This is a genomic window from Variovorax sp. PBL-E5, assembly GCF_901827185.1.
In the GTDB taxonomy this organism is placed as follows: domain Bacteria; phylum Pseudomonadota; class Gammaproteobacteria; order Burkholderiales; family Burkholderiaceae_C; genus Variovorax.
This window is the reverse complement of sequence record NZ_LR594672.1, coordinates 368,757-381,316: the sequence shown is the minus strand read 5'-3', so window position 1 is coordinate 381,316 and position 12,560 is coordinate 368,757. Positions and strand designations below refer to the sequence as shown.

The following is a 12,560-nucleotide window of genomic DNA, read 5'->3' as shown; positions in this document are numbered from 1 at the left end:
CTCACCGGCGGGAGAAGACAAGGCGTTGCTTCGGCAACGAACTTTCGAACCACGTTTCCTAAGGCTTGCGCCAAAGGACGTCGAAGGACAAAGCGGAAATCAGGTCTCTTCGGAGACTTTCGGCGCCCCAGGCGCAAATCCAAAGGAAATCGCAATGACGACAGACAACCAACAAGTGACCCAAGTGGTCCAGGCAATCAAGCGCGCGCTCGACGTGGACCATGGCATCAAGGTGCCCCATGCAGCGCTGCGCGCCAGCTACCTGAAGGCGCAGGGCAAGCACCCGCACGCTTTCGCCAAGTCGCAGAAGAGCGAGGCATCGCAACAGGCTCCGGCGGCACCGGTCACCACGAAGTGGGCGACGCGGACGCTGTACCTGGTCGAGGACGACATCGGATGCCTCGAACGACTTGCACTGGACGAGGCCGGCGAATATCAGCTGCCCAACAGCTTCGACTTCGCGCCGAGCGCTGAACTCGTCTCCCAGAAGGCCCGCATTCCTCGCATCCAGAAGTACGGCATCCCCGTGTACCTCCAGGAGCCCGAAGTGTTCTACCGCAACCGCTTCCTCCTGAGCCAAGCCAAGGCCTACTCCGCTGAGACGGTCGATACGCGCGACGACTCTGGCGACACCTGTGAGCTCGGCGTGCGGATGCCAGATGTGGAATGGCACCGCTTGGTGCTGGCGGTTATCGACGATAACCCAGGGCTCTGGGACACCATCGCCGAATGGGTGGGGCAACACTACGGAGCGAAGATGCAGGCGATGTCGCGTGCTCATCAGGCTGACTGGTGCATGCGGTTCATCCAGCAGGGCGTCGAGTCGGAAACAACCGCCGCGGAAGGCAAGGCCACTTCGGCCTGGGTCACCCTCAGCTGGGTCTATCCAGACGAAGACGGCGACTCGGTCGAAGCGGCCGTGAACCTCTCCACCGGCTTGGTAAAGGCCATCGGCGAGGTGCCAGCCGACGTAGGAAGCGCCACAGTCCGAGTTCGCATCGAAAGCGAGCTTCTTGACTCCGAATGGCTTGAGGTGCGCCAGGTGAAGGCCAACGACGTGACGGCTTGGCAGGTACTTGACGACGACCTCGAGGAGCTTCGAGGGAACCTTGGCTGAAGCCGACCTTTCGGCCTCAGGCCTAAAGCTCTGAGACCCTGACAATCTTCTTTCGAGCCCGCATTCTTCGGAACGCGGGCTCCTCTTTTGGCCAGGCGTTGCCGGCCCTCCAAAAAAGAAGCCCCCGAAGGGGCCTTTTTCTGCTGGCGGCGAGCTCGCGCCTACCGTCGAAGCGCGGCTGCCGCTTGTCCGGAGAGCGTGAGAAGCGACCGCACCTCGTACCCGTCTCGAAAGACGATGTCGATTTGCCCGGCAACGGGCTCGGTTGACCTCGCCGCGGCGTACTTGTTTTCAGGCGTTTTGTAGACGACGACTACGCAGCGCGCTGTCTTGCTGAAATTGCGAGCCACGCCTGTCGCCTGCCTGCGGGTGGGGTAGATATTCATGGTGCACCTCCGACTTATAAGCGAATGGTAACCCGAACGTACTCATTCGCATGGCCAGGCGCCCTAAAAGAAGCGGGTCGCGTGCACTTTACACAACGCACCTGGTCTGCGCTTAAGACCTTCGCGCCGTCAGAGGGCTATACCGAATAGTCCAACTGCGCACAGCGAACAGGAGAACCGTGCCTGGCTTCATTCGCTTCAGCCTCCCCGCCTCGCTCTGCAAGGGCGCCATAGCACCTGGTAGCTTCGTCCGCGACCTAGCGGCCGCCGCCGGCGTCAAGCTCATCTTCGGAGACCACCACGGAGACGACTATCTTGTGCTTCCGGACGAAGAGAGCGAGCAAAACGCCATCAAGGAACTCCTCGGCGGAAGCAACAGGTACTGGGAAGCCGTAGAGGCGTTGCCTCACCACCTTCGGTATCACATCGCCTAGCCTGATTTCACAACGCCCCGGTTACCTCGGGGCGTTTTCATTGAGACCCCAGGCCGGCGACGCAGCTGCCAGCAAGGACGCAGCGCTCTTGGAACGACGTCCCACGCCCCGCGTGCCGTGTGGGGAGGAGGGCGCGCCTTCCGCTGTCGCCAACACCGAGATTCTTGGCATCGGCCCGTGTTCTGCAGCCCCTTCGCGGCAGGTGCGCACACGCCTAAACCCGACACTTTCTACCTATACGCTAATAAAACGTGGCTCTTCACTACAGGTCTTGACCGCCACCAGAGTGCCTCCCGCGCCTTGGGGCGACTTGAGTACAGGACACAAGACCTCAATGCACAGAAGCAAAAAGAGCCCGATGTTTTTGGATATCGAAGCCGCCTTATCGGCGAACTTCGGCCGCGTTGTCGCGCCTGAGCCCGAACCTCAGGCAGAGTGCGACGCGCGAGACCTGAAAGCAATTCTGAACGCCTCAGGGGCGCTAGCCATCTACATCGATTCGGGTGGGCGCATCCTCCATGCGAGCGACGCCTCGGCCGAACTGCTCGCCTATCCGAAAGAGCACCTGCTGCGCGCGTCGCTTTCGGACATCGTGGCGCCTGACCACCGAGACATCTTGTCGGGCTTGCTGCGAAACGCCTGGGCGCGCTCGACGGATGAGCACGCACGGCTTCGGTTCACCGGCGGATTGCCCGAGAGCGTCTGGCTCGAGGTCACCATACGCCCGGACCCCACGCCGGACGGCCTCAAGCGCTTCATTCTGTTCGGCTACAACGTTTCGGGATGGGTTTTGGCCGAGGAGAGCCTCAAGGAGGAGTCCATGGCGGACCCGCTCACCGGCCTCGGTAATCGGGCGCTGATGCGCAAGGCCATCTCTGAGCACATCCTGACGGCGGTTCGAAACAGGAGCCAGTTCGCCGTTGCCATTCTCGACCTGGATGGGTTCAAGAAAATCAACGACTCGCTGGGGCACGACGTGGGCGACGGCCTGCTGAGGGAAGTCGCGACGCGACTGAAGGCGGCAGTCCGCACCTCGGACATCGTGGCACGCCTGGGCGGAGATGAGTTCGTCCTGTTGTTGCCTGGCGCCGGCGAGGCCAAGGTCGCTATCGAGCTCGCGGAGCGCGTCGTCGCTACGCTGCGCAAGCCATTTCACTTGGCCGGCTGCCAGCTGCGGGTGACCACGAGCCTGGGGTTGACCCTCTCCGGCGACGACCCGGACCTGACAGAGTCCTCGCTCATGAAACGCGCGGACATCGCGATGTACCAGGCGAAGGCCCAGGGGAAGAACCGGGTCGCAGTGTTCACCCCTGAGATGGACCGGAAGCAGCAGGTGCAGTTCGCGCTCGAGCAAAACATGTTCGACGCCGTACAGAACGGCGAATTTTCGCTGCAGTACCAGCCTATCTGTGCGCCGTCCACCGGCGAGGTCTGGGGCCTCGAAGCCCTGATGCGCTGGGAGCGACCTGATGGCTTGATTCCGCCGTCGACGTTCATTCCACTGGCGGAACACAACGGCCTCATCAATTTCCTGGGTGACTGGGCGCTTCGGTGCGCCTGCGCCCAGCTTGTCCACTGGGACTCGATGGGCCTGCACTTCAAGTACATCTCGGTCAACGTGTCCCCAGTGCAGTTTCAGCATCCCGCGTTCGTCGAAAGCGTCAAACGTGCCATCGCGCTGTCGGGCGTCGATGCCCGGCGGCTGGTCATTGAAATCACGGAGGGCGCGCTCATGGCCGACCCGGAGCATGCCGGGCGGCTGCTAAGCGAACTTCGGCAGGCCGGGGTGCGGTTTGCGGTCGACGACTTCGGCACGGGCTACTCGAGCCTGGCCTACCTGCAGCAGTTTCCGCTGCAGGCCCTCAAGATTGACCGAAGCTTCGTCGCCGAGATGCTCCAGTCGGGCCCCAGCAGGACCATCGTCTTCGCCATTCTGTCGCTCGCCCGGGAGCTCGGGCTCATGTCGGTCGCAGAAGGCGTTGAGACGGCCCAACAGTGCGCGCTGCTCTCGGAACACGGATGCGACTTCAGCCAAGGCTGGCACCACTCCAAGGCCCTGCCGGCCGCGCAACTCGAACAAGCCATCACATCGGGCGCATTAAAGCTCCACGCTTGCCGTCAGGATTCGAAGGACCACCAAGCATGACAAAACTCACCAAGGCGCGTTTCTTCGAGACGCTTTGGGCCCGCATGCAGCAGCAGGGCGACTTTCCGACCCTTCAGGTTTCGCTCGACAACCTGCTTCCAGCGCTGGGCGCCGACGCCAACGTCGGCACGTTGGCAGAGAGCGTGCTGACCGATTTCTCGCTGGCGCAGAAGGTCATTCGGCTGGCAAATTCCGCCATGTATGCGCCATTCGGTGGCGGGGTGACGACGGTGTCCCGCGCCATCATGGTGTTGGGAGTCGATGCCGTCGGGCACCTGGCCCTGGGCCTTCAGCTGCTCGACAACTTCGCCGGCGCTGCGGCTCGGCGTCCAGACACCGCGCAGGAGCTCGAGCGGGCGATTCTCGCGGGCGAGTTCGCGCGCACCCTCAGCGCCTCACAAGGCATCAACCAAGGCGAAGAGCTCGTCGTGTGCACGCTCATGCATCACCTCAGCCGGCTGTTGCTCGTCTTCTATTACCCGGAGGAATGGGCGCGCATTCAGGCCATGTCCGGTGGGGTCTCCGAGAGCGAGAGCATGGCATGCCATCACGTGCTGGGCGTGACGCTCGAGGAGATTGCGCGCGCCGCGGCGCAGAAGTGGCGCATGCCACCGCTCATCACGGCCACCATGACGCAAAACGCCACGGACGCTGAGACGGTGTCTCGGTCCCACACGAATTGGCTCGGCGCGATGGCTGAGGTGTCGGCGCAGGCCGCCGCGCTGGTGACCCGTGGCGGGGACGCGGACGAGGTGGCGGAGCTGCTCGGGCGGCACGCGGAAGCCCTCGGCCTCCAGGAGCAGGCCGTCGAGGCAGCAAGGCTCAAGGTAGAAAACTTGAGGGAGGCGCGTCACGAGGACGAGGCTGCAGCGGAAGTCGAGCGACGCCACGCGCCGGGCAAGCCGCTCGACGCGCACTGCCGGCTACTGCGGAACCTCAAGGAAGTCCAGGCTGCGGCCACGGACCATCCGGTCTCCGAACTGGTGCCGCTCGTCATTGAATCGACCATGGGGGCAATGAACTTCACGCACTGCTTTCTGATGCTCCTGAACCCCCAGGCGAAGCGCTTCAGCGCGCGCATCGGTTTCGGGCCGGGCATGCGGGAGCGGCTCGCTTGCTTGTCCTTCGAGGAAGGCTTTGTGCCGGACGTTTTCCACTTTGCGACGACCGCCCAGCGACCGACGCACCTGGAGGACTCGCAGCGCCCTGAGATTGCGCACCGGGTCCCGCGCTGGTACCGCGAGGCCTTCCCTGACACTAAATCTCTGGTTCTTGTCCCGGTGTTCATCAAGAACCGCTGCGTCGCGGTGGTCTGCGGTGACTGGGGCTCTGCAGCCTGCGGTATCCCATTCACCGGCGAGGAGTTGGCTACGCTGTACGACCTCGTCGGAGAAATCGGAAGGGGATTTCAGCGCAGCCAGCAGCCCGCTTGAAGCGCGGGCGGCTACTTGAAGCTCCGCGGGTCGCCACTCGCGGAGCCAGGCGGAACACCAGGTCCCCTATAGTGCTCGGTGACGCTGCGTTCGCTATAGGAGGCAGGACCACTCAACATGACACCTCTCATGACTCAAGCGACCACCCCCGCATCCCCCGCTCCCGCAGCGACTCGTCAGGGGCCATATGGCCTCGAGAGCCTCAGCGGCAATCCGATTTGTGACGAGTGCGACCTCGAAATGAACCCCTACAGCGGCCGCTCTGGTCGTACGAACGTCGCAGGCTACGCTTGCGCGGGATGCGGCTGGTCGTTCGACACCTCGAGCTCCGTCGTCTCCGCCGGCCTTTGACCAGCGCTGGACCGGCGCACATCCTTCCGCGCCCGACACAGTCGGGCGCTTTTCTTTGGCGTCAGAGTTTGGGAAGCCCTCCCGCCCCTCAACACGAGCGATGCCGCGACGAAGGGCTTCATTCGCCCGTATGGCTTCTTCTACTGCCAGCGGCTCGGGCGGGCACTCCTTGTCGTCAGTTCGGCGCTGCGAGATACTGCCGGGCATGTCCACACGCTCCCGGCTCCGCGCACATTCTGCCGTTGACATCGCACGCTTGAACGATTTCGAGCGGCGGCTACTGCGCAAGCTCCCACGCAACTCCACCGCGCGTCCCTTAACTTGCGACGGAAACCCGGTCGAATGCAACTGTTTCGTCGTTGGCTTCAATCCAGCGACGTCGATGGCCACGCCGTTCTGGGAGCACTGGAAATCCGGCCATGGGTTCCTTGAAAGCAAGTGGCTCGAGGACTACCGCGCTTACCGTCGGTCCACCGGCAAGCGAACGGCGATGAGCACGACGCGCAGCCGGATGGAGCCTTTTCTGGAAGTGGTGGGCGGGGAGAGATGCCTTGTCACCAACCTCTACAACGTCCCCTCCCCCGACGCGCGCGGACGCGCGCGTTCGGACCGCGACACGTCGTTGTTCGAGTTTCTGTTGGAGTTCATCCAGCCTGAGGTCATCATTCCCCATGGAAGCAAGGCGCGGGAGTATTTTGAGCGACGGGGATGGCCTGGCCTTGTTGTACCAGCGCCGAGCCACTTCTGCCGCATGAGTTTCCTTGCGTCACACCAGTTTGGAGAAGAGGTGGTCGAGAGATGGGAGGCCAGCAAGGCTGGCGCAGCCGGGCGAACCGGGCAGCGCGCGAACCGTGAGGCACGGCACGAATAGGGGGAATTTTTCGCCGCAAGGGCTGCATGGCGGGCCGCGCGCTGTAGAGTGCACTCGCCCTTTAACAAGAATGGCCGCGCCGCAGAGCCACCGCGGACGGCCGCCAACGAGGAGAACCAGTGCCCCGCGTCAGACCTTCCCTCGCTGTTGCAGCACAGCTGCTGTGCGCCCTGCTCTTGAGCCCGACTGCCTCTGCGCTCAACATGAACGACGAGGCCTCCAAGGGCTTCGGCCGGTCGTATGGCTTCGTGTATGGCCAACGGCTGAGCCTCGAATACATTGACCGAGTGTTTCCCGAGCTGCACCAGCAGGTACAGCTGGCAGGCTTGAACTTTTCGGCGAAGTTCCCCCGCCTCGAAGAGCGCCTGGAGAAGGCCATGGCCTCGATTGGAAAGCCCGCCGCCTGGCGTAGCAAGCTCGACCCGATGCTCGCGAAGCAGATTGAAGGCATCACGCGGCAGCAGGCAACCGATTTTCTGGAGCTCGTCAATGACCGCGCCGCAGGTAAGATTCCAAGCCCGGAGCTCGAGTTCATTTTGGCAGCGCAGTACGAGGAAACGCCAGCTCGTGAGTTCGTAAACGGCTTCAGGCAGTCCTACAGCGCAACCGGCCACCCAAAGGCTAAAGGGTTGCGCCTGGACATGCAGATGCCGAAGTCATGGAAGGGCGAGGAGGGCTATCGGCCGAACATCGTTCGGAAATGGACGAGTGCCAACGGCACCGGCATGGAGACCATCCTCCTGCTGGTGAAAACGATTGGCGGCGAACGCGTGACCAAGGCAGACGTCGCGGAGTCGCTGCGCAACGGTGAGGTCAAGGCCATGATTCCCGAGGGCGGGACGTTCATCGCCGCGAAGGCTGTCACCGTCGAAGGCCAGCCGGCATTCGTTGTCGAGTACGACTCGGCTCAGGACCGAGCGGGCATCGACTTGGCCATGCGGGCTGAGATGTACGGCATCTTCTACGGGGACTACTTCATCAGCCTGCAGTGCATGGCCGGTGCGACGAAGGGCGACGCAAGAAAGGCGGCGAGCGGTTACACCGGCGTGAAGCCCCTCTGCCAGCAAGTTGCCAACAGCATCGTCCTCCCCTCGCGGTACTGAAGCTGAGCAGGAAGGGACAGTCCCCTATTTTGTGCGGGGCCCTAGCCGGTCGAGTTCGCTGAAAAGTCGACTTCCGCCAATCTGCAGATTACTCAGCGGGTTTTCTCGGCAGAACTTGTCCATCCAAAGGTTCGCCTGCTCGGGCGATAGGTCCGCGAGTGGGTCGTTCGGAGGCTCGTGCCTCATGCTCAGCCCGGACAGGTACCCCAGCAGCCATCCGGACATCGTGTCACGGTAGGCAGGCGACTTGGTTTTGACCCAGAGCCCACAGTCCCCTGGGACGATAACCGTTGGCTTGTCTGCGAAAGCACTCGCGCAGCACAGCGCGAGCGCAGATGCTGCTGCAATAGTCTTCACCCTCAACACTTGGTCAGCACCTCGCCGTACCGGCAAGGAGACCATCCAAGAAGTCCTGTGAGACCTGCTCGGATGCCTCGGCGCCGACCCATTCGGCGATATGCCGCTCGGTCGTCTTGGAGATGACCTGGTCGACACGGACGTAGCCACGGTCTGGGAGCAGTGCCGCCGCCGGACGCCCGTACGAGAACATCACTTTGGTGTCGGGGGCAAGCTCCAGCTCTGCGCATTTGATTTCTGGCTTGGCTTCGGAGAGGGATACGAGGTTCATAGCTCTTGGAGTGTGCGTGGTCGCGACTGCAGGCGCAGGGGCTCTCGCGCGGCCGGTGCGACGCACGAGACGTCGCGCGGTGAGCGCCCGGTCGCTCTTTCAGCCCTTGATGGAGTTCTCTTCGTCGATGTCGCGCAGGACGCGGGCCTGTGTCTCCTGCGCTTCCTTCAGCCGTGCCTGAGCTGGCCCGATGAGTTGCTCATTGTCGGCCGACGCGAAGGCGCCATTTGCCGATTGGAAGTTCATCAGCTTCACCGATGTGATTTCGGTCTCCAGGTAGTCCTTGGCCTCGCCACCGAAGGCCCCGGCGGATTCCGGCAGTCGGACCTGAACCGTTTGGCCTGCAGGTACTCCAGCAAAGCCCGCTTCGTTGAGGGCGGACTGCCGCACGAACTTGCCCCCGGCTACACGCTGGGCGGTGGTCCGGACGTACGTCACTTCCCAGGTGGCGCGTTCCACCGCCGAGTCGCTCCCGTTGAGCACGTCAAAAACCACGAAGGAGCCCATTCCGGCACCGGCTTGTTGAACGGGCTGCTTTGCGTGCGTGACGGTCACCTTGGTGAAGGCAGCCTGGCCCGCAAGCAAAAGGTCGACCTTGTCCTGAGCCTCCTTCACCAGCCTTGCTGCATCGGACCTCGCGCGCTCCTGCTGCGCCTTCTTGGCAGCAACCTCGGACTCGCGCGCCATTGTGAAAATCTGCTCAGCCGTGAGTCCGTCCAGATGCTTTGCGGCCTCATTGAACATCGCATTTCCGACGTTCTTGTCGGCAGTGCCCACTATCAGGGCGGCACCGACGGGACGAACCAAATTCTTGATGTACCCGGAGAGTTCAGCCCGCTGGGATTCCGGCACAGAGTCCACGACTTTCGGGATGGAGGCATCGAGCGCCTCGGGGCTGGATGCGTCCAGCTTCGCTTGGCACCCAGCCAAGGCCATCAGAAATCCTGCGCAGAGCGCGATACGGAAACGCATTAGATGACTGTCCTTCGAATCATTTGTGTTTATGTTCTCCCTTCGTTTTAGGACGAAGGGAGAACGCCAGTCTATTTTAAATGCTGTTGCATGTCGACACATTTGTTGGGACTTTGCGAACAATGGCACGGTTGCGCCGTGCATGTGCGTTCGCCGTCGCCTTGCGCCCCCCAGGGCACCGTCGAACTGAGGGAGCCGCGTTGCGAGCGGCGCGGGATTTGGTTACGCCGTCAGCGCCCCCGGACTACCGCCCAGCTGCTGCTTGATTTCAAGAAACTCAAGGGCAAACCGGGCCAGGTACTTTTTAAGCCGGTCCGAGTCGTTGCTCTTCGCCTTGCCTTGTCGAGAGACCGAGAACAGATGACGGCCCGCTTCGGCAAGACTGCGGGCGGTGGCAACCGCCCGCAGCACTGTCTCGAGCTGTGCCAGGTCGAAGGGGTCGTATTGGCTCGCGCGCGACCCCAGCACCCGGTCCACCGCGCCGGTGAGGCTATCGCCCAAGTCGCCCGCCGGGTGCGGCCGGGTTCGCGCAGGTTCGGAAAACCGGTTCTGCCGAGCGAGGACGGCGCATTCGTCCGTGACGTCGCTCAGACGAATCCGGCCGCCGGTGCAAAGGGTGGCCATCCGGGCGATTGAAGCCTTGAAGTCCCGGAAGTTACCAGGCCAGGGTGCCTTGCCGGCAAAGTCGAGATAGGCCTCGCGCGCCTCGCTGTTCATGGAGACCTTGGTGCCAAGCTCTTCGGTTGCGCACTCAAGCTCGAAGTCCAGGTTCGGCTCGATATCCTCCGGCCGTGCAGCAAGGCCCGGAAGCTCAAACGTCCACATGTTGATGCGAGCAAGCAGGTCGGCGCGGAACGTGCCCTTCGACACCTCGACGGCCAGGTCCTTGTTGGTACCTGCGAGCAGCTGAAACCGGCTCTCGACCTCCGTGTCGGCGCCCAGGGGCATGAATCGCTTGTGCTCGAGCGCGCGCAGCAGCATGGCTTGCTCATCGAGCGCCAGCTCCCCAATCTCGTCGAGGAAGAGGATGCCCCCGTCGGCCGAGCGCAAAAGGCCAGCGCGGTCGGACGTCGCTCCGGTGTAAGCCCCCTTCTTGTGGCCAAAGAGCGTGCTCATCGCGTTCTCGCCACGCAGGGTCGCGCAGTTCACCTCCACGAAGGCACCCTGGGCCATGCGCTTGCGGGCACGCAGCGCGTGGATGCGAGCTGCCAGCTGGCTCTTGCCGGCACCGGTCGGCCCTGTCAGCAGAATGGGCGCGGTCGACCGCAGGCTCACCTTCTCGATGCGAGCAATCAGTTGGTTGAAAGCAGCGTTGCGCGTGACGATGCCGCCTTTGAGAAGGGACAGGTCGTCGTCCTGCTCTCGTCGGAAGCGCGAGGAGAGCTGGTCGTAGGTCGACAGGTCGAGGTCGATGACCTCCGCCCGGCCTTCCCACGGCTTGCCGTCAGAGGTGCCCTTTCGGGTGCCGAGGAGCTTGCCCGGGAAGTAGCGCGCCTCTGTCAGCAAGAAGAGGCAGATTTGCGCCACGTGCGTGCCTGTGCTCAGGTGGACGTAGTAGTTGGTGTCCTCCTGGAACTCATAGCCCCGGGCAAACTCGTGCAGCGCGGCGTAGACGGACGGGAAGTTCCACGGGTCGTTGATGGCGAGGTCGTGCACGGTCACCTGGAGGTCCGGGCTGAGGGTCTCCATGTCGGATTTGACGACTTCGGCCAAGGCGGATTCAGCGGCCTTGAACGTGAACAGCTCAATGCGGTCGACGGGAATCTCACCTTGCGCGGCCAGGCTCACGGTTGGGCGCCAGCGCTCCCACCGCTTGGCCGTGAGGCCGGAGTCGAGCTGACTGCCGAGAAAGCCAAGGACAACGGTTCTGCTCATGGCTCAGGCCTCCGCCCGCATGAGTTCCGAGTTTTCCCGCTCGAGCTCGTAGCTACGGGCGCCGCCCGCCTTGGCGATTCGGTCGAACCAGTCGTCGAGTGCCTCCACTTTCGGAGCCACGTAGCGGCGCATCAGGCCGCGGCTGTCCTCGTACCGCACCGGTGCCGGCCGCCCTTCCAGCTTCGCCCTGCGCTCGTCGTAGGCGTGGCGGACTGGGTCGTCAGGCACCCAGACCATCAAGGCCTCCACGTCGAACCGCTTTCCAAACAGTTCGAACGGACCGTTGTCCGTTTGGAGGGCGGAGACGGCTGCCGGCAGGAGCGTTTCAAGTAGCGTTTCGGCCGACTCATGCTCGACGGCGATGAGCTTGCCGGCGTGCTCCGGCGGGCGGTAGGTGACGATGAACTTCTTGGTCATGGGGGCGGAGAAATCGTTTAGACGTAGCGCCCGAAGAGCGCGTGGTCGCCGTGGATGACAACAGCTTCATCGGGGGCCTCGATGACGAGGGAAGCATCCTGCTCAAATCGCATCGGCCAAGCAGGCAGGCGCTTGCCAGCCGAGCCGGCTGCGACGCCAATGGCCCATGTATCGCTGGGCAGCTGCTCGGGGGCAAAGGTGGCGTGCACAATGAACTCGCCCTCGGGCGACTCAATCCGGTAGTGCGCGAGCCGCTGGCTTGCGTTGACCTGCGCGACATAGCGTCCGTTGATATCCAGGTTGAACTGGTCGTCGAACTGGCCGTAGAACCGGAGCGTTTTCACTTGGGCGTGTCTTTCGGGAGGGTGTCGTCGAAGGTGAGGTGCTGCTCACCTACGGTCTGTATGCGGTGGGCGTTCTCGCAATCTCGCAGCCGCATGCGCAGCGGGATGTTGTTGCCAGGGCCGACCTGGTTTGCGAGCCACCCGATGCAGTGCGCCTTCTCCGTCTCATGGCATGCCATCATGTGCAGCGGCGCATCCAGGCTCGTGAAATCGGCCGGCTTGGCGATGGTTCTCGCCAGGGCGCGGTGCCGTTCCTCCGAGTAGCCGTTGGCGATGTCGCGCGGGTCAACGTCAGTGCGCCATGGGCACTTTGCGCATTGGCGGGTCCGAGCTAGCTTCCAGGCCATGTTTTTTGGATAGGTGTTCAGTCTGCGATGAATAGATTATATCCTAGTGGATAATTTTCAACAAGGATTTTAGATTTAAGGTTTTATAGGGAAAGCGCAATGAAATCAAAGGCTTAGTGTTGTTTAGGCCGTTCGC

13 protein-coding genes are annotated in these 12,560 nt (G+C 62.9%); 6 read left to right on the top strand and 7 right to left on the bottom strand.

All coding sequences use genetic code 11. The features are described 5' to 3' along the window. Positions 1–154: 154 nt before the first annotated feature. Positions 155–1,117 (top strand): hypothetical protein, encoded by a 963-nt coding sequence (locus WDLP6_RS29585; RefSeq protein WP_162570882.1) that lies wholly within the window; start codon positions 155–157, stop codon positions 1,115–1,117. 161 nt (positions 1,118–1,278) lie between these two features. Here the strand turns inward: WDLP6_RS29585 and WDLP6_RS29580 are convergent, their stop codons facing one another. Continuing rightward, complete coding sequence (locus tag WDLP6_RS29580) at positions 1,279–1,503, bottom strand: hypothetical protein (protein WP_068674230.1); 225 nt, start codon at positions 1,501–1,503, stop codon at positions 1,279–1,281. Between the two features lie 179 nt (positions 1,504–1,682). On the opposite strand from WDLP6_RS29580, the gene WDLP6_RS29575 reads away from it, so the two are divergent. The 5 genes from WDLP6_RS29575 (at position 1,683) to WDLP6_RS29555 (ending at position 7,841) form a co-directional block, all read left to right on the top strand. Beyond that, entirely contained in the window at positions 1,683–1,937 is a 255-nt protein-coding gene (locus tag WDLP6_RS29575; protein ID WP_162570881.1) for a hypothetical protein, read from the top strand. A gap of 334 nt (positions 1,938–2,271) precedes the next feature. Then, positions 2,272–4,083: a putative bifunctional diguanylate cyclase/phosphodiesterase gene (locus tag WDLP6_RS35410; protein WP_269475016.1), complete on the top strand. Its 1,812-nt coding sequence runs from the start codon at positions 2,272–2,274 to the stop codon at positions 4,081–4,083. Then, a complete protein-coding gene (locus WDLP6_RS29565) occupies positions 4,080–5,516 on the top strand; it encodes an HDOD domain-containing protein (protein WP_162570880.1) in 1,437 nt (478 codons plus the stop codon). The genes WDLP6_RS35410 and WDLP6_RS29565 overlap by 4 nt, the downstream gene beginning before the upstream one ends. A 607-nt stretch (positions 5,517–6,123) precedes the next feature. Then, the gene (locus WDLP6_RS29560) at positions 6,124–6,738 is read left to right on the top strand and encodes a hypothetical protein (protein WP_162570879.1); all 615 of its coding nucleotides are present in this window, start codon (positions 6,124–6,126) and stop codon (positions 6,736–6,738) included. A 203-nt stretch (positions 6,739–6,941) separates the two neighbouring features. After that, a complete protein-coding gene (locus WDLP6_RS29555; protein ID WP_162570878.1) occupies positions 6,942–7,841 on the top strand; it encodes a hypothetical protein in 900 nt (299 codons plus the stop codon). A 370-nt stretch (positions 7,842–8,211) separates the two neighbouring features. On the opposite strand, the gene WDLP6_RS29550 is transcribed toward WDLP6_RS29555, so the two are convergent. The 6 genes from WDLP6_RS29550 to WDLP6_RS29525 form a co-directional block, all read right to left on the bottom strand. Next, positions 8,212–8,469, bottom strand: coding sequence for a hypothetical protein (locus WDLP6_RS29550; protein WP_068674242.1), 258 nt, complete (start codon positions 8,467–8,469; stop codon positions 8,212–8,214). 99 nt (positions 8,470–8,568) lie between these two features. Beyond that, on the bottom strand, positions 8,569–9,441 hold the full coding sequence (locus tag WDLP6_RS29545) for a DUF6694 family lipoprotein (RefSeq protein WP_146039538.1): 873 nt from the start codon (positions 9,439–9,441) through the stop codon (positions 8,569–8,571). Between the two features lie 222 nt (positions 9,442–9,663). Beyond that, positions 9,664–11,316 (bottom strand): RNA repair transcriptional activator RtcR, encoded by a 1,653-nt coding sequence (gene rtcR / locus WDLP6_RS29540; RefSeq protein WP_162570877.1) that lies wholly within the window; start codon positions 11,314–11,316, stop codon positions 9,664–9,666. A 3-nt stretch (positions 11,317–11,319) separates the two neighbouring features. Further along, the gene (locus WDLP6_RS29535; RefSeq protein ID WP_162570876.1) at positions 11,320–11,733 is read right to left on the bottom strand and encodes a hypothetical protein; all 414 of its coding nucleotides are present in this window, start codon (positions 11,731–11,733) and stop codon (positions 11,320–11,322) included. A gap of 17 nt (positions 11,734–11,750) precedes the next feature. Then, on the bottom strand, positions 11,751–12,077 hold the full coding sequence (locus WDLP6_RS29530; RefSeq protein WP_162570875.1) for a hypothetical protein: 327 nt from the start codon (positions 12,075–12,077) through the stop codon (positions 11,751–11,753). Next, entirely contained in the window at positions 12,074–12,424 is a 351-nt protein-coding gene (locus tag WDLP6_RS29525; RefSeq protein WP_162570874.1) for a DUF6283 family protein, read from the bottom strand. Before WDLP6_RS29525 ends, WDLP6_RS29530 begins: the two co-directional genes overlap by 4 nt. Positions 12,425–12,560 lie beyond the last annotated feature (136 nt).

Coding starts and splice junctions, on each gene's coding strand:
- WDLP6_RS29585 (WP_162570882.1), top strand. CDS start 155: ATGACGACAGACAACCAACAAGTGACCCAAGTGGTCCAGGCAATCAAG.
- WDLP6_RS29580 (WP_068674230.1), bottom strand. CDS start 1,503: ATGAATATCTACCCCACCCGCAGGCAGGCGACAGGCGTGGCTCGCAAT.
- WDLP6_RS35410 (WP_269475016.1), top strand. CDS start 2,272: ATGCACAGAAGCAAAAAGAGCCCGATGTTTTTGGATATCGAAGCCGCC.
- WDLP6_RS29565 (WP_162570880.1), top strand. CDS start 4,080: ATGACAAAACTCACCAAGGCGCGTTTCTTCGAGACGCTTTGGGCCCGC.
- WDLP6_RS29555 (WP_162570878.1), top strand. CDS start 6,942: ATGAACGACGAGGCCTCCAAGGGCTTCGGCCGGTCGTATGGCTTCGTG.
- WDLP6_RS29550 (WP_068674242.1), bottom strand. CDS start 8,469: ATGAACCTCGTATCCCTCTCCGAAGCCAAGCCAGAAATCAAATGCGCA.
- WDLP6_RS29545 (WP_146039538.1), bottom strand. CDS start 9,441: ATGCGTTTCCGTATCGCGCTCTGCGCAGGATTTCTGATGGCCTTGGCT.
- rtcR (WP_162570877.1), bottom strand. CDS start 11,316: ATGAGCAGAACCGTTGTCCTTGGCTTTCTCGGCAGTCAGCTCGACTCC.
- WDLP6_RS29535 (WP_162570876.1), bottom strand. CDS start 11,733: ATGACCAAGAAGTTCATCGTCACCTACCGCCCGCCGGAGCACGCCGGC.
- WDLP6_RS29525 (WP_162570874.1), bottom strand. CDS start 12,424: ATGGCCTGGAAGCTAGCTCGGACCCGCCAATGCGCAAAGTGCCCATGG.